14 protein-coding genes and 2 pseudogenes are annotated in these 15,583 nt (G+C 63.0%); 9 read left to right on the top strand and 7 right to left on the bottom strand.

Annotation, left to right across the window (positions count from 1 at the left end; all coding sequences use genetic code 11):
- Positions 1-196: 196 nt before the first annotated feature.
- Positions 197-1,426 carry a pyridoxal phosphate-dependent aminotransferase gene (locus CLU90_RS11185; RefSeq protein WP_100427944.1) on the top strand — a complete coding sequence of 410 codons (1,230 nt, stop codon included), beginning with the start codon at positions 197-199 and terminating at the stop codon, positions 1,424-1,426.
- A 76-nt stretch (positions 1,427-1,502) separates the two neighbouring features.
- Positions 1,503-2,825: a homoserine dehydrogenase gene (locus CLU90_RS11180; protein WP_100427943.1), complete on the top strand. Its 1,323-nt coding sequence runs from the start codon at positions 1,503-1,505 to the stop codon at positions 2,823-2,825.
- Between the two features lie 213 nt (positions 2,826-3,038).
- On the opposite strand, the gene CLU90_RS11175 is transcribed toward CLU90_RS11180, so the two are convergent.
- Entirely contained in the window at positions 3,039-3,389 is a 351-nt protein-coding gene (locus CLU90_RS11175) for a ribonuclease E inhibitor RraB (RefSeq protein ID WP_092710534.1), read from the bottom strand.
- Between the two features lie 155 nt (positions 3,390-3,544).
- On the opposite strand from CLU90_RS11175, the pseudogene CLU90_RS29690 reads away from it, so the two are divergent.
- Positions 3,545-3,640 (top strand): annotated as a pseudogene (locus tag CLU90_RS29690) (transposase); the annotation flags it as partial.
- 67 nt (positions 3,641-3,707) lie between these two features.
- Here the strand turns inward: CLU90_RS29690 and CLU90_RS29890 are convergent.
- From CLU90_RS29890 to CLU90_RS11155, 4 genes and pseudogenes are all read right to left on the bottom strand, one after another.
- Positions 3,708-3,881 (bottom strand): annotated as a pseudogene (locus CLU90_RS29890) (transposase); the annotation flags it as partial.
- A gap of 104 nt (positions 3,882-3,985) precedes the next feature.
- The gene (locus tag CLU90_RS11165; protein ID WP_092710529.1) at positions 3,986-4,549 is read right to left on the bottom strand and encodes an outer membrane beta-barrel protein; all 564 of its coding nucleotides are present in this window, start codon (positions 4,547-4,549) and stop codon (positions 3,986-3,988) included.
- Positions 4,550-4,717: 168 nt separating this feature from the next.
- Positions 4,718-6,211 carry a sensor histidine kinase gene (locus CLU90_RS11160; RefSeq protein WP_232731163.1) on the bottom strand — a complete coding sequence of 498 codons (1,494 nt, stop codon included), beginning with the start codon at positions 6,209-6,211 and terminating at the stop codon, positions 4,718-4,720.
- Complete coding sequence (locus tag CLU90_RS11155) at positions 6,208-6,930, bottom strand: response regulator (RefSeq protein ID WP_092711293.1); 723 nt, start codon at positions 6,928-6,930, stop codon at positions 6,208-6,210. The genes CLU90_RS11160 and CLU90_RS11155 overlap by 4 nt, the downstream gene beginning before the upstream one ends.
- A 212-nt stretch (positions 6,931-7,142) precedes the next feature.
- On the opposite strand from CLU90_RS11155, the gene CLU90_RS11150 reads away from it, so the two are divergent.
- The 6 genes from CLU90_RS11150 (at position 7,143) to CLU90_RS11125 (ending at position 14,364) form a co-directional block, all read left to right on the top strand.
- The gene (locus CLU90_RS11150; protein WP_092710527.1) at positions 7,143-8,207 is read left to right on the top strand and encodes a porin; all 1,065 of its coding nucleotides are present in this window, start codon (positions 7,143-7,145) and stop codon (positions 8,205-8,207) included.
- A 3-nt stretch (positions 8,208-8,210) separates the two neighbouring features.
- Positions 8,211-9,206, top strand: a complete 996-nt coding sequence (locus CLU90_RS11145; RefSeq protein WP_092710525.1) for a Bug family tripartite tricarboxylate transporter substrate binding protein — start codon at positions 8,211-8,213, stop codon at positions 9,204-9,206.
- A gap of 43 nt (positions 9,207-9,249) precedes the next feature.
- Positions 9,250-10,347, top strand: coding sequence for an ABC transporter substrate-binding protein (locus CLU90_RS11140; RefSeq protein WP_092710523.1), 1,098 nt, complete (start codon positions 9,250-9,252; stop codon positions 10,345-10,347).
- 69 nt (positions 10,348-10,416) lie between these two features.
- A complete protein-coding gene (locus tag CLU90_RS11135; RefSeq protein WP_092710520.1) occupies positions 10,417-12,207 on the top strand; it encodes an ABC transporter permease in 1,791 nt (596 codons plus the stop codon).
- Positions 12,208-12,229: 22 nt separating this feature from the next.
- Positions 12,230-13,303: an ABC transporter ATP-binding protein gene (locus CLU90_RS11130; protein ID WP_100427942.1), complete on the top strand. Its 1,074-nt coding sequence runs from the start codon at positions 12,230-12,232 to the stop codon at positions 13,301-13,303.
- 2 nt (positions 13,304-13,305) lie between these two features.
- On the top strand, positions 13,306-14,364 hold the full coding sequence (locus CLU90_RS11125; RefSeq protein WP_092710516.1) for an AbrB family transcriptional regulator: 1,059 nt from the start codon (positions 13,306-13,308) through the stop codon (positions 14,362-14,364).
- Here CLU90_RS11125 and CLU90_RS11120 read toward each other — a convergent pair.
- On the bottom strand, positions 14,361-15,146 hold the full coding sequence (locus CLU90_RS11120) for a DUF2145 domain-containing protein (RefSeq protein WP_092710514.1): 786 nt from the start codon (positions 15,144-15,146) through the stop codon (positions 14,361-14,363). The two genes, CLU90_RS11125 and CLU90_RS11120, sit on opposite strands and share 4 nt — an antisense overlap.
- A 4-nt stretch (positions 15,147-15,150) precedes the next feature.
- The gene (locus CLU90_RS11115) at positions 15,151-15,567 is read right to left on the bottom strand and encodes a hypothetical protein (protein ID WP_092710511.1); all 417 of its coding nucleotides are present in this window, start codon (positions 15,565-15,567) and stop codon (positions 15,151-15,153) included.
- Between the last annotated feature and the right edge of the window lie 16 nt (positions 15,568-15,583).

The following is a 15,583-nucleotide window of genomic DNA, read 5'->3' as shown; positions in this document are numbered from 1 at the left end:
ATGGGCCAACGTGGCAGAATCGGCGTCAAATGCTGCGGTTCGCCATGTTTAATTTGATAAAATGGCCTGTTTTCGGCGAGAATGGTTGTTTTCGCCTTGCAGTCTTTCGCATCGCAGTTTCACGGGTTCATAGTTCTGGCGCGGCGACCATGCTGCAAGCTCTGCTCACCGCGCCGCATCACGACAGGGATTTATTTTGCGACCGATTCAGAAATCGAATAAATTGGCGGACGTCTGCTACGACATCCGCGGCCCGGTCCTGGAAAAATCCAGGCAAATGGAAGAAGAAGGCCACAAGATCACCAAGCTCAATATCGGCAATCTGGCCGTATTCGGCTTCGATCCGCCCGACGAGATCGTGCGCGACATGATGCTCAATCTGCAGAATGCGGCCGGCTACACGGATTCGAAAGGCATGTTCGCGCCGCGCAAGGCCGTCATGCACTACACGCAGGGCAAGAACATCGCCGGCGTCACCATCGAAGACATTTACCTGGGCAATGGCGCTTCGGAACTGATCGTCATGTCGATGAACGCCCTGCTCAACAGCGGCGACGAAGTGCTGGTGCCGGCGCCCGACTATCCCTTGTGGACGGCCGCCGTCAGCCTGTCGGGCGGCAATCCCGTGCATTACGTGTGCGACGAGCAGAACGAGTGGTATCCCGACATCGAGGACATGCGCCGCAAGATCACGCCGCAGACCAAGGCCATCGTCGTCATCAACCCGAACAATCCGACGGGCGCGCTGTATCCGGTGTCCGTGCTGTTGCAGATCGTCGAACTGGCGCGCCAGCATCAACTGATCATTTTCGCCGACGAGATCTACGACAAGGTGCTGTACGACGAAGCCGAGCACGTGTCGATCGCCTCGCTGGCCGACGACGTGCTGTTCATCACCATGAACGGCCTGTCGAAGAATTACCGCTCCTGCGGCTACCGTTCCGGCTGGATGGTGGTGTCGGGCGAAAAGCGCCACGCAAAAGATTACATCGAGGGCCTCAACATGCTGGCCTCGATGCGGCTGTGCGCCAATGCGCCGGGGCAGTTTGCCATCCAGACGGCGCTTGGCGGCTACCAGAGCATACAAGACCTGGTGGGGCCCGGCGGGCGCCTGTTGAAACAGCGCGATCTGGCGCACAAGCTGCTGACCGATATCCCGGGCGTCACCTGTGTCAAGCCGAAGGCCGCGCTGTACATGTTCCCGCGCCTGGACCCGGAGATCTACCCGATCGCCGACGACCAGCAGTTTGCCTATGAATTACTGGCCGAAGCGAAGGTCCTGATCGTGCAGGGTACGGGCTTCAACTGGATCGCGCCCGACCATTTCCGCGTCGTCTTCCTGCCCAATTCCGATGACTTGACCGAGGCCATGGGGCGCATTGCGCGTTTCCTCGAAGGTTACCGCAAGCGTCACGGCCGGGGCTGAATCAGCCAGCAGCAGCAATCTCGATCAACCTGGCGCCGCCTTAGGGGGCGCCACTTATGAGCAGTCAAGCACAACTATGAAATCCATCAAGATCGGCCTGCTGGGCCTGGGCAATGTCGGTTACGGCACGTTCAGCGTCCTGAAACGCAACCAGGAAGAAATCAAGCGCCGCGCTGGCCGCGGCATTGAAGTCGTCGCCGTCGCCGTGCGCGACGTGGCGCGCGCCGAAGCGCTCGTCGCCGGCGGCTGCAAGGTCGTCAACGACCCGCACCTGATCGTCAACGATCCCGAGATCGACATCGTCGTCGAACTGATCGGCGGCTACGACCTGTCGAAAACCCTGGTGATGCGGGCCATCGCCAATGGCAAGCACGTGGTCACGGCCAACAAGGCCCTGCTGGCCGTGCACGGCAACGAAATCTTCGCCGCCGCCCAGGACAAGGGCGTGATGGTGGCCTTCGAAGCGGCCGTCGCCGGCGGCATCCCCATCATCAAGGCGCTGCGCGAAGGCTTGACGGCCAACCGCATCGAATGGATCGCCGGCATCATCAACGGCACCACCAATTTCATCCTGTCCGAAATGCGCGACAAGGGTCTCGATTTCGCCACCGTGCTGAAACAGGCGCAGGAACTCGGCTACGCGGAAGCCGACCCCACCTTCGACATCGAAGGCGTCGACGCCGCGCACAAGGCGACCATCATGTCGGCCATCGCCTTCGGCATCCCGGTACAGTTCGACAAGGCCTACGTGGAAGGCATCAGCAACCTCAATGCCGTTGACATCCGCTACGCCGAGCAGCTGGGCTACCGCATCAAGCTGCTGGGCATCACCAAGCGCGCCACCGTCAACGGCGTGGAAGGCATCGAGCTGCGCGTGCATCCGACCCTGATCCCGGCCAAGCGCCTGATCGCCAACGTGGAAGGCGCCATGAACGCCGTGCTGGTGCATGGCGACGCCGTCGGCGCCAGCCTGTACTCGGGCCGCGGCGCGGGCGCCGAGCCGACCGCTTCGTCGGTGATTGCCGACCTGGTCGACATCACGCGCCTGGCCACGGCCGACCCGGAACACCGCGTGCCGCACCTGGCGTTCCAGCCGAACGCGATGACCGATATCGCGATCCTGCCAATGTCGGAAATCACCACCAGCTACTACCTGCGCATGCACGTGGCCGACCAGCCGGGCGTGCTGGCCGACCTGACGCGCATCCTGGCCGAACGCGGCATCTCGATCGACGCCATGCTGCAAAAAGAGCCGGCCGAGGGCGAAACGCATACGGACATCATCATGCTGACGCACCAGACGCAGGAAAAGAACGTCACGGCCGCCATCGAGAAGATGGAAGCCTTGAACAGCGTGGTGGGCACCGTCACCAAGATCCGCCTGGAAAACCTCAGCTGATCGTTTGCGGCGAGCCATGCAGAACGGCGCCCGCAGGCGCCGTTTTTTTATGCGTGATGTTGTCGGATTACGGCGTCCACGTCCATGTGGTCATGGCCAGTGGGTCGGATTAGTGCGGCAAGGCCGCACGTAATCCGACAACATTGTTGGCATGGCCGATGATGCTGTCGGATTACGGCCCTTCGGACCTAATCCGACCTGCGCCTACGCTGTTCAAGGCGCGGCGACCGGGCCCACGTCCATGCCGTCATAGCTGGCCAGCCGGTTTTCCTGCGCAAATGCCATCAGTTCGCCGTTGCGCGCGTGCAGGCTGTCGACGCCGTGCACTTCGGCCTTTTCCACGTGCAGCACCCACACGGGCGGCGCGGCCGGATCGTCGAGTTCCGGCTGGTACAGTTCCACGGGGCGGTAACCCTGGATCGCCAGCAGGGCGGCGGCCTGTTCCAGCGGTTCGGACGTGGGGTTGGTGAAGTAATAGCCCCACAGCAGCGGCCGGGACAAATCCCACGGCGCGTTCTCGGCGATATTGGCAAACAGTTCGGTCACATCTTCTTTGGTCATCATGGCGGGATCTTTCAGTCGATTTCAGGGCGCGATCTTAACATCGGTGTCAGTGACGCGCCACGCGCCCATGAAAAAACCGGCTTTGCTGAACTGTAGTGGTTTAATGTACCCGGACACTGATTTAGGCGAGAATGCTCGCCATGGAGAGGTGTTTGATGAGCAAGCAAAGACGTACGTTTTCCCCTGAGTTCAAACAGCAGGCGGCATGCCTTGTACTGGATCAAGGATATAGCCATACGGAAGCAAGCCGGCTTGCCAGCAAGACAAATCAGCGGCCCACATATGCTGCAACACAGAGAGTTTGAACTCTGCATTGTAATGGCTGAACTTTTTTACCAGACCTCCAATGCCATGCGCTGCATGCAATTTAATCCACAATCTCACAGTTGAATGATGAAGATTGTGCTTGTCGGCAATCTGTTTATGCCCCACCGAACCGGACAAATATTGCTCGATAATGCTGAGCTTAAATTGCTCACTGTACTTCGACATGAAAAACCCCAAAAGTTGGTGTCCAACTTTTGGGGTTCAGTTTATTGCAGCCGGTTTTTTATCCGCCATTAAAACGGCGGGGGGCTGATTCACGCAAGCGTGAATTAGAACTTGTAGCGCAGGCCGATCGACAGCAGGTCGGCTTTCAATTTGTCGCCGCCTTCGCTTGCTACCTTGCCGAAGTTTTCGTATTCGGCAACAGCCGACAGGTTTTTGTTGATGTTGTAAGCAGCGCCGATGCCAAAGATGGCGGAGGTTTTGTTTTTCGAATCGCTTTCACGGAAATTCAATTCGCTGATGGTGATTTTGGTGCGGTTTTGCGCAACGCCAGCCTTGGCGAACAGCGAGAACTGTTCGTTCAGTGGAAGGGTGCCGGTCGCGGCGACGTAGAATGCGTGGTTTTTCGCTTCCAGTTTCGTGCCGTCGATGGTGCGGTCTACTTTACCGAAGTCGACATAGCCAGCTTCCGCGCCAAAGTTTTGCGTGAAGTCGTAGCCAGCGTAAGCCTTGTAGCCGGTATTGCTTTTCTTGGTCGAACCTTCTTGATCGATGGACAGCTTCATTTCCGAACGGCCGATGTTAGCGCCGATGTAGGCGCCTTGGGCTTGCGCGAACAATGGGAATGCCAGGGCGGCGCCGATGACTGCTGCAAACAATTGCTTTTTCATATTAATCCTAGGTAATTAATACGGAGAGACTATCTCACCGCTTAATGGGAGCCGAATTGTATAGGGATGAATATGTTTATGTAAGGCAATTATTTAAAAAATATTACAAATAGAATATTTGTTGTTTTTGAGCAACGCGCAATATGCAATGCATATATGCGCCGGCCCTCACGGGGCGCCGCTGAAATACACGCCGACCTTCAGTCCATGCCCATTCGCCGCCGTCGCTAGTTCCAGCCGTGCGCCGTGCAGGGCCGCGATGTCGCGCACGATGGCCAGGCCCAGGCCTGCGCCGCCCGGGTTGCTCTCGAGCGCCGCGCCGACCCGGTAGAACGGTGTAAACACGCGTTCGCGTTCCGCAGGCGGGATGCCGGCGCCGCTGTCTTCCACTTCCAGCACCGTTTCGTTTCCATGGCCGCCCGCGCGCACGCGCAGGATCACGCTGCCGCCCTGCGGCGTATAACGCAAGGCGTTGTCGACCAGGTTGGCCACGAGTTCGTGCAGCAGCAGGTCCTGGCCATGCACGTGCGCTTCGTCGGGCGCTTCCAGCGACAGGTCGATATGCTTGCCGACGGAGACCACGGCCATTTCCAGTCCCACCTGCTGCGCCACGTCGCGCAGCGCGACGGTGTCCATGGCCAGATTCTCGCCGCCATGCTCGATGCGCGCCAGGGTCAGCAGGCGGTTGGCCAGCAGCACGGTCGAATCGGTGGTGGTGGCGATCGAGCGCACGATATCGCGCAGGGCGGCGATGTCCGGCGGCGCGCCCGCCTGGCGGTCGCATTCGCGCATGGCCAGTTCGGCCTGGGTTTTCAGCACCGTCAAGGGCGTGCGCAGCTGGTGCGAGGCATCGGCGATGAAGCGCCGCTGGCTGGCGATCAGTTGCTGCAGGCGCGACATGGAGCCGTTCATGGCGCTCACCAGCGGGCGCATTTCCTTGTGCACCAGCGTGGGATCGACGTCGGACAGGTCGGACAGGGTGCGCGTCTCGACTTCCGTTTTCAAGCGCATCAGCGGGCGCAGCACCAGGCGCACGGCGAACCACACGAGGGCGCCCATTGCCAGTATCATCGCCGCCTGCCAGATCAGGGTATCGAACAGGATCTGGTTCGACAGGCCGCGCCGCGCGTCCAGCGTCTCGCCCACCTGGATCAGGGCGATGCCGCGCATCGAGTCGTCATACACGGGTTGCAGCAGGGCGGCGATGCGGATCGGCTTGCCGTGGTAGTCGGCGTGGTAGAAGCGCACCAGGGCCGGATAATTCTGCGAGCGGGGCACGTTTTTCGGCACGGGCGGCAAGTCGCCATAGCCCGACACCAGCTCGCCATTGATGCCCGTGACCTTGTAGTAGATGCGGCCCAGGGTGTCGGTCTCGAAGCTGTCGAGCGCCACGTAGGGCACGTCGGCCACCACCTTGCCGCCCACGATGGAGACGCGCTCGGCCAGCGCCCGCGTCGACGCCAGCAGGGAACGGTCGTAGGCCATGTCGGCCGCGTCGAGCGCGTTGCGGTACACAAAAACGGCATCGAGCAGCACCAGCATCACCAGCGGGATGAGCAGCCAGCGCAGCAGCTGGCTGCGCAGGCTGCCCAGCGGGCGGCCCCGCGCCCAGTGCCGGCGCAAACGCTCGATCAGGGGCTGGCGTTGCCTGGCGATGTTCATTTTGACGCGGCCGGCGCCATGGCGCTGCGTGGTTGCAGCAGGTAGCCGATGCCGCGCAGGGTGGTGATGACGGCGCCGTCGGGCGAGCCGCTTTCCACGCCGTTTTCGAGTTTTTTGCGCACGCGGTGGATGTACAGTTCGATGGCATCGAGGTTGGCGTCGTCGGCCAGCGCGAAGACTTCGTCGAACAGCTTTTCCTTCGATACGGCCCGCCCCGAGCGCGTGATCAGCGCCTCGAGCACGGCGTGTTCGCGCGGCGTCAGGGCCAGCGCCGCGCCGCCATAGCTGAACATGCGCGTGACGGTGTCGAAACTGAGGGCGCCGCAGGTGTGCACGAGCGCTTCGTTGCCCTGGCTGCGGCGCAGCAGGGCTTTTACGCGCGCTTCCAGTTCGGCCAGTTCGAAGGGCTTGGCCATGTAGTCGTCCGCGCCCAGGTTCAGGCCCTGCACTTTTTCATCGAGGCCGCCGCGCGCCGTGAGTATCATGACGGGAGTCTTGCCGCGCGTGCCGCCGCGCGCGCGCAGGCGGCGCAGCACGTCCAGGCCGTCCATTTTTGGCAGGGAGAGGTCGAGCAGCACCAGGGAATATTCCTGCGTATGCAGCAGGGCGTCGGCATCGGCGCCGTTGTGGGCTGTCTCCACCGTCAGGTGCGCGTCGCGCAGGGCCTTTGCCAGCCAGTGCGACAGTTCCAGATGGTCTTCCACTAATAATATGCGCATGGTCTCCGCCATTCGTTTGAATTGGTGCAGTGTAAGCCTGTCGGCGCGCCACCGACAGGGGCGGCGATGAATATGTTTGCCTCTCTTGTGGCTGGCGGACGACACCTGTCATTCTGAAAGCCAATTGAAAGGATGGCGATCATATAGTGTGATCCTGATTCATGAAATTGATCAGGCTTATCACCAATAACTATATCTAAAGGGGATCCCACATGAAGAAAACCGCATTCTCGCTGGCCGCCATGGCCGTTCTTGCCGCCGCAGCCGGCGCCGCCCAGGCACAGTCGAACGTGACCCTGTACGGCCGTCTGGACGCCGGCATCAGCAACACCAGCAACGCCGGTCCGAACAAAAGCTCGATGACGCAGGTGAGCTCGGGCGGCATGAACACTTCGCGCTGGGGCATCCTGGGCAGCGAAGACCTGGGCGGCGGCCTGAAAGCCGTCTTCAATCTGGAAGGCGGCATCCTGGTCGACACGGGCGCGGCCGATGGCGCGCTGTTCAAGCGCCAGGCCAACGTGGGCCTGGAAGGCGCGTTCGGCCGTGTCGTGCTGGGACGCTCTTTCACCACCGTATACGACTTCGTGCTGCCATTCGATCCGATGGCGTATGCGCCGTTCTACTCGTGGGCTACTTCGGGCAACGCAACGGGGCCGAGCAAATACGGCATGACGACGGCCTTCGACAATATGGTCAAGTACTCGGGCAAGACGGGCGACTTCAGCTACGGCGCATCGTACGGCTTCGGCGAACAGTCGACGGGCACCTCGGACAGCGCCAAGCTGTCGACGGCCGTCACCTACAAGACCGGTCCGGTCAGCCTGCTGGCCACGTATGAACAAGTGAACGGCAACACCATCGCCGGCGGCGCGCGCGACAAGACCACCGTGTACCACCTGGGCGCCATGTACGACGACGGCCCGTGGAAAGTGCAGGCGGCGGCGCGCGACTACAAGCTCGATCCTGCTGCAGCCGGCAAGGCCGACGTGCGCGGCACCCTGTACTGGGGCGGCGTCAGCTACAAGACCACGCCGGTCATCACCCTGACGGGCGTGATCTACTACCAGGACGTGAAAAACGTGGCCGCCAACCTCGATGCCGATCCGATCATGTACGTGGCGCGCGTGCGCTATGCCCTGTCCAAGCGCACCGACCTGTACGTGGCCGGCGCCTACGCCAAGGCCAAGCACAACCAGCTGGTCAGCCTGTCGCGCGACGATGCCGGTTTCGGCGACACGCAGCGTGGCCTGATCGCCGGCATCCAGCACCGCTTCTAAGGCATGACCATGCTGCGCACCGCGTTCCTGTCGCTGCTGTTGTTGTCCGCGCCGCTGCCCGCGCTGGCAACAGCGCCCGTGCCTGAAGTCGATTGCGTGGTGCCGTCCAAGCCGGGCGGCGCCATGGACCTGACCTGCAAGCTGGCGCAGAAAGGGCTGCTGCAGCCCGATCCGGCGGCAGCGGCGCCGTTCGCGTCCTCGGTGCGCATCAGTTATCTGCCGGGCGGCATCGGCGCGGTGGCGTGGCGCTCAATGGGTTCGCAGCGCCGGCGCGCCGAAGCCAACACCCTGGTGGTGTTTTCGGGCGGTTCGCTGCTGAACCTGGCGCAAGGCAAGTTCGGCAACGCCAAGACGCGCGACGTGCGCTGGGTGGCGGCGCTGGGCGCCGACTACGGCATGATCGCCGTGCGCAGCGACTCGCCCTACAAGAGCCTGTCCGACCTGATCGCGGCGCTCAAGCGCCACCCCGACAAGGTGCTGATCGGCGTGTCCGGCACCATCGGCAGCCAGGACTGGCTGAAGATGGCGCTGGTGGCGCGCCAGGCCGGCATCGACCCGAAAGTGCTGCGCTTCGTGGCGCTGGAGGGCGGCGGCGAGATCTTCACGGCGATGCAGGCCGACTACGTGCAGGTGATGTCGGGCGATACGTCGGAAGCGACCCTGAATGCGGGCGACAGCCATGCGCGCGTGCTGGCGGTGCTGTCGGAAAAACGCCTGCCCGGCGTGCTGGCCGGCGTACCGACGGCGCGCGAGCAGGGCATCGACGTGGTGTGGCCCATCATCCGCGGCTTGTGGATGGGGCCACAGGTGCCGGAAGCCGATTACCAGCGCTGGGTGGCCACGTTCGACCGTGCCATGGCCACGCCGCAGTTTGCCCAGTGGCGCACGCAGGCGGGCATGTATCCGTTCGCGCTGACGGGCGACAAATTGACGCAGTACGTGAACCAGGCAGTCGAACGCTATTCCAGGCAGGCCGCCGAACTGGGCCTGATGCGCTGAAGCCAATAGCAAACCATACAACAATCACAGACGGAGACTAACCATGCAAACCAAGACCCTACTCGCCATCGCCCTGGCCGCCGCTTTCGCCGGTACCACCGGCGCCGCTTTCGCCCAGGTACCGGCAGGTTATCCGGCCGACTACCAGAAGATCATCGACGCGGCCAAGAAGGAAGGCAAGGTGGTGATCTACAGCGCCACGGACAGCAAGGCCGCCGCTCCGCTGATCAAGGATTTCAGCGCCCTGTATCCTGGTATTTCCGTCGAATACAACGACATGAATTCCACCGAAGTGTACAACCGCTTCATTTCCGAGGTGGCCGCCGGCGGCAACACGGCCGACGTGATGTGGTCGTCGGCGATGGATTTGCAGATGCGCCTCGCCTCCGATGGCTACGCGCTCAAGTACAAGTCGGTCGAAGCGGCGAAGATTCCCGGCTGGGCCATGTGGGACGACCAGGCTTACGGCACCACGTTCGAGCCGGCCGCCATCGTCTACAACAAGCGTTTGCTCGACCCCAAGGAAGTGCCGAAGAACCACGACGATTTCGTCAAGCTGATCGCCACGCCGAAATTCAAGGACAAGGTCACCACCTACGATATCGAAAAATCGGGCGTGGGCTTCATGTTCATGGCGCAGGATGCGAAGGAGTATCCGCAATTCCTGGCGCTGGAAAACGCCTTCGGCACGGCCAAGGTGCGCGTGCAGTCGTCGACGGGCACGATGATGGAACGTATCTCGTCGGGTGAAAACCTGATCGGCTACAACGTACTCGGTTCCTATGCGCTGGTGCGCGCCAAGACCGACCCGTCGATCGGCGTGGTGCTGCCCAAGGATTACACGCTGATCCTGTCGCGCGTACAGTTCATCAACAAGAACGCGAAGAACGTCAACGCCAGCAAGCTGTGGCTCGATTACGTGCTGTCGCACCGCGGCCAGACCATCATCGCCAACGGCGCCAAGCTGTTCGCCATCCGCGCCGACGTCACGGGCGAGACCACTTCGGCGGACCTGATCAAGGAAATCGGCGCGGCCAACGTCAAGCCGATTCCCGTGCATCCGATCATCCTGCAATTCCTGGGGCCAGCCAAGCGCATGGCCTTCTTGAAGCAGTGGAAAGAAACAGCCGGCAAAAAATAATGCCGTTCTGGCCGTCCGCGGGCGCGTGCCTGCGGACGGATGCCGCACCCTTCATTCATTGGATTCATCATGCAAACTGCTATCTTGCCGCTGCCTGCCCGGTCGCGCTCTCCCTTGTCGCGCCTGAACTGGCCGCGCGGCGTGGTCGTGGCGCTCACCGTGGTCGCCATTTTCCTGCCGCTGTTCCTGATTTTCTATCAAAGCTTTTTGAACGCGCCCTTCTTCATGCCGGTGCGCGAATTCGGCTTTGACTCCTACCGTTTCATCTTCGATGATCCCGATTTCGCCATGGCCTTCAAGAATGGCCTGATGCTGGCCTTTGGCCTGACCGTCATCGCCGTGCCGCTGGGCGGCATGCTGGCCTTCCTGATGGTGCGCACGGACTTGCCGGGCCGCGGCTGGGTAGCACCGATGCTGCTGGTGCCGATCTTTGTCTCGCCGATGGTGATGGGCTTCGGCTACGTCGTGTCGATGGGACCCGTGGGCTTTTATTCGATCTGGGCCAAGGAGCTGCTCGGCTTCGTGCCCTGGAATATATATTCCTTCACCAGCATCGTCATCATCGCCGGCCTGACGCACGTGCCGCACGTCTACCTGTACGCCTCGTCGGCCCTGAAAAGCCTGGGTTCGGACGTGGAAGAGGCAGCCCGTGTGGCCGGCGCCTCGCCGATCCAGGTGATGCTCAACGTGTCGCTGCCGATGATCATGCCGGCGCTGGCGTATGCGGGCGTGCTGGTGTTCTTCCTCGGCTTCGAAGTATTCGGCCTGGTGCTGGTGCTCGGCGATCCGGAAGGCCACCTGGTGCTGCCGACCTATCTGTACAAGCTGACGAATAAACTGGGCACGCCGTCGTACCACCTGATGGCCGCCGTCGCCGTGTGCCTGGTGATGGTGACGATGCCGCTGGTGATGATACAGCGCTGGCTGCTCAAATCGGCCAACAAATACGTGTCGATCAAGGGCAAGGGCGCGCGCAGCAAGGCCATGCCGCTGGGCCGCTGGAAGTGGCTGGCGTTTGCCTTGCTGGCCGGCTGGCTGATCTTCACCATCATCCTGCCGTTGACGGGCATCGTGCTGCGTTCCTTCGTGCAGTACTGGGGCGAAGGCGTGCACCTGGCCGACGTGCTGACCCTGCAGCATTTCCGCGATATCTTCGACCAGCCATCGCTGGTGCGCGGCATCGTCAACACCATCCTGATCGGCGTCGTCGGCGGCGCACTGGCCGTCGGCTGCTACAGCTTCATCGCGCTGGCCATGCACCGCAAGCAGGACGGCATCACGCGCCTGCTCGATTACAGCGTGCTGGTGCCGCGTGCCGTGCCGGGCCTCTTGGCCGGCCTGTCGTTCCTGTGGGTGTTCCTGTTCGTGCCGGCCTGGCTCGACGGGGTATTGAAAGGCATGGACAACGGCGTGGCCCTGTGGCTGAGCGGCCATGTGATCCCCGTGCTGCGCGAACTGCGCTCGACGATCTTCGCCCTGTGGCTTGCGTACTCGGTGGTGTGGATGGCCTACGGCATGCGCCTCATTTCCACGGCGCTGCTGCAGGTGGGGCCGGAACTGGAAGAGGCGGCGCGCGCCGTCGGTGCCAGCCGTGGCCAGGTGACGCGCGACGTCACCCTGCCGCTGATCAAATACGGCTTGCTGGGCGCCTGGCTGATGGTGTTCCTGATCTTCGAGCGCGAATACTCGACGGGCGTGTACCTGCTCTCGCCGGGCACGGAAGTGATCGGCGCCATGCTGGTGTCGCTGTGGGCAGGCGGCTCGACCGACCTGGTGGCGGCGCTGTCCTTCATCAATATCACCCTGGTGGCCATCGGCCTGGGCATCGCGCTGCGCTTTGGCGTCAAGCTGCATAACTAAATACAAAGACTGAGACCACATCATGAATGAACTGACCGTCAATGAGCTGCACCTGGACTACGGCACCGGCGCCTCCGCCAACCCGATCCTGAAAGGTGTCTCGATGCACCTGAAAAAAGGCGAAGTGGTCGCCCTGCTGGGGCCTTCGGGCAGCGGCAAGACCACCTTGCTGCGCGCCGTCGCCGGGCTGGAAAGCCCGAAGGCGGGCACCATCGAGATCGGCGAGCGCAATGTCTTCGATGGCGCGAAGCACTTCGAGATGCCGGCCGAGCAGCGCAACCTGGGACTGGTGTTCCAGTCGTACGCGCTGTGGCCGCACAAGACCGTGTTCGACAACGTCGCCTACGGCCTCAAGTTGCGCAAGATGGGCACGTCCGATATCGCCGGACGCGTGAAGGAAGTGCTCACGCAGCTGGGCCTGGGACACTTGGGCGAGCGCTATCCGCATCAGCTGTCCGGCGGCCAGCAGCAGCGCGTGGCGATCGCCCGCGCGCTGGTGTACAACCCGCCCGTGATCCTGCTCGACGAACCGCTGTCGAACCTGGACGCCAAGCTGCGCGAGGAAGCGCGCGCCTTCCTGCGCGAACTGATCGTGCGCCTGGGGCTGTCGGCCCTGATGGTGACGCATGACCAGGGCGAGGCGATGGCCATTTCCGACCGCATCCTGCTGCTCAATAACGGCAAGATCGAGCAGCAGGGCACGCCGCAAAGCATGTATGAAACGCCGGACACCCTGTTCACGGCCGAATTCATGGGCAGTAACAACCGCCTGCCCGGCAAGGTGGTGCAGCGCGAAGGCAATCAGGTGCGCCTGCTGGTCGACGGCGCTTCCATGCAGGGCGTGGCGCGCGGCGCCAACGTGGGAACGGAAGTGACCACCATGATACGCGTCGAGGAAGTGAAGATCAGCGCCACGCAGGTGGACAACGCCATCGAGCTGCCGCTGCTGACCTGCATGTACCTGGGCGACCGCTGGGAATGCCTGTTCGAACGGGGCGGCGCCGAGAACATCAGCCTGCGCGCGTATTCGCGCCACAAGCTCGAAGCGGGCAAGTACTGGCTGCACATGCCGGCCGACAAGCTCTGGGTGTTTTAACGGTGCCTTGGCGGCCACGCTGGCGCGCAGTCCATTGCCCGTTCTGCGCGGCGCTGGCCGCCGGGCTGGCGGGCGCGGCCGTCTGCCTGTGGCTGCATACGCCGCTGCCGTGGATGATCGGCCCCCTGTTTGCCACGGCCGCGCTGCGCCTGGCGGGGAGCGACCTGGCTTGCCCCGTGCGCGTGCGCGAGGCGGGCCAGTGGGCCATCGGCACGGCCCTGGGCCTGTACTTCACGGCGCCCGTGCTGGCCGTCCTCACTATTTATACGCCGTGGATCGCCGGCGCCGTGCTGTTCGCGCTGGCGCTGGGAGCGTCTGGCGCCATGCTGCTGCGGCGCCTCTGCGGCGTCGATGATGCGACGGCCTTCTTTGCCATGGCCGTCGGTGGCGCCTCCGAAATGGCGGTACAGAGCGAGCGCCATGGCGCCGACGTGGGCAAGGTCGCCGCCGCACACAGCCTGCGCATGATGCTGGTGGTGGCGATCATCCCGTTCGGCGTGCGCTTTTGGGGCAGCCATGGCCTGGCTGCAGGGCATGAGACTTTCGTGCCCGGCGCCGCGCTGGTCGATTACGGCGGGCTGGCGCTGCTGGTCGGCATCACCGTGCTGGCGGCCCTTGCATTGAAACGGTGGCAGTTGCCCAACGCCTGGGTCATCGGCCCGCTGCTGGCCGCGCTGCTGCTGACGGCCTGTGGCCTCCATCTGTCGCGCCTGCCCGAATCGATGATACGCGCGGGCCAGCTGTTCATCGGCATCGCCCTGGGCACGCGCTTCAGCCCCGCCTTCCTCCATACTGCCCCGCGCTACCTGGCCGGCGTTGCCCTGTGCAGCATCCTGATGCTGTTGCTGGCCGCCGCCTTCGGACTGGGCTTGTCATACTGGCTGGGTCTCCACCCCGGCACGGCCATCCTGGCCACCTCGCCCGGCGGCATCGCCGAGATGTCGCTGACGGCCAAGACCCTGCACCTGGGCGTGCCCATCGTCACGGCCTTCCACGTGGCGCGCATGGTGGTGCTGGTATTGCTGACGGGGCCGCTGTTTCGCCTGCTGCAACGGCCTTAGTTCCCCCGCACCACGATTTCCTGCACCTGCGGTTCGCGCTGGCGCATGAAGCGCACGATGGAGTCGACGGTGACGACGTCGATCTGGCGCGTCATGCGGCGTTCGAACGGGTGATCGTCAAAAGCGATATTGGCGCGGAACATGCGCGCGCCCAGGCGCGTGGCGGCCGGTATGCTCAGCGTTTGCGGCGCGTAGCTGGCGCTGCGCAGCCAGCCTTGCGCTTCGGCGCGCGTTTCGATCTTGCCGGGCTCGTTGCTGGCGGCGGCCAGGGTTTCCAGTACCCACTGGTTCGAGTTCTGGTACTTGGTGGAAAACGGGTAGGCCAGCATGTTGTAGTGCGCCTCATGCAGGCGCTTGGGCGTGTTCGACGCCAGCAGGCGCACCAGTTGCTGCTGCGTATCCTGGCCGGGAACCACGATCAGGGTTTCATATATGAACACATCATCCATGAAGAAATTGCCCAAGCCTTCGTTGTACAGCGACGATTGGGCCGTGCCGCATTCGTTGAGCTCATGCACCACCAGCCAGCGTCCTTTCGGGTGGTCGCGCCAGGCCAGCGCCATATGCGAATAGCGCAAATTGTATTTCGACAGGTCCTGGCCGACGCGCGCCACCAGCGCCACCTGCGCGCCCGAAGCATCGAGCGCCTGCAGGGTCTTGCTTGCCAGGTCCATCGACTTGACGAGGGTGGCGGCATCCGTTGGCTTGTCCTCGCACGAGCGCCCCGCATGGGCGGCGCCGGCCAGGGCCAGGCTGATGATAATGGCGGTCAGGCGTTTCATGGGTTCACGCTTTCGAATGGTGGAGGATCGCCTGGCCGGCCGCATTCGGCACATAGGCGATGGCCTTGCCCGACAGCACCAGCATGTGGCCCGTCGAGACGGCCACCACGTTGACCACGGTGCCGGCCGCCAGCGACAGGCCTTGCGTGGCCTTCTGGCTCAGCTTGACGGTAGCCGTGGCTGCCTGCGAGGCACCCCTGGCCGCGCTTTTGAGCACGAGGACGCTGCCGTCAGCCACGTCTTCCACCTTGTCGATGACGATTTCACCGGCGGCGGCCAGCACCGACATGGAACCGACGAGCACGATGGCCGAAGCCATGCTGGCGTTGTCGGAGGCGTTGGTGGTGTCGGAGTTGGCGGCCTGGGCCAGCGGCGTCATGGTGGCGGCGCACAGCAGGGCGGTAGCAAGCAGATGTTTCATGGGATTTCCGTTCCTT

This window comes from Janthinobacterium sp. 67 (genome assembly GCF_002797895.1).
In the GTDB taxonomy this organism is placed as follows: domain Bacteria; phylum Pseudomonadota; class Gammaproteobacteria; order Burkholderiales; family Burkholderiaceae_D; genus Janthinobacterium.
The sequence above is the reverse complement of the archived record's forward strand: the minus strand, read 5'-3'. Positions and strand labels throughout refer to the sequence as shown.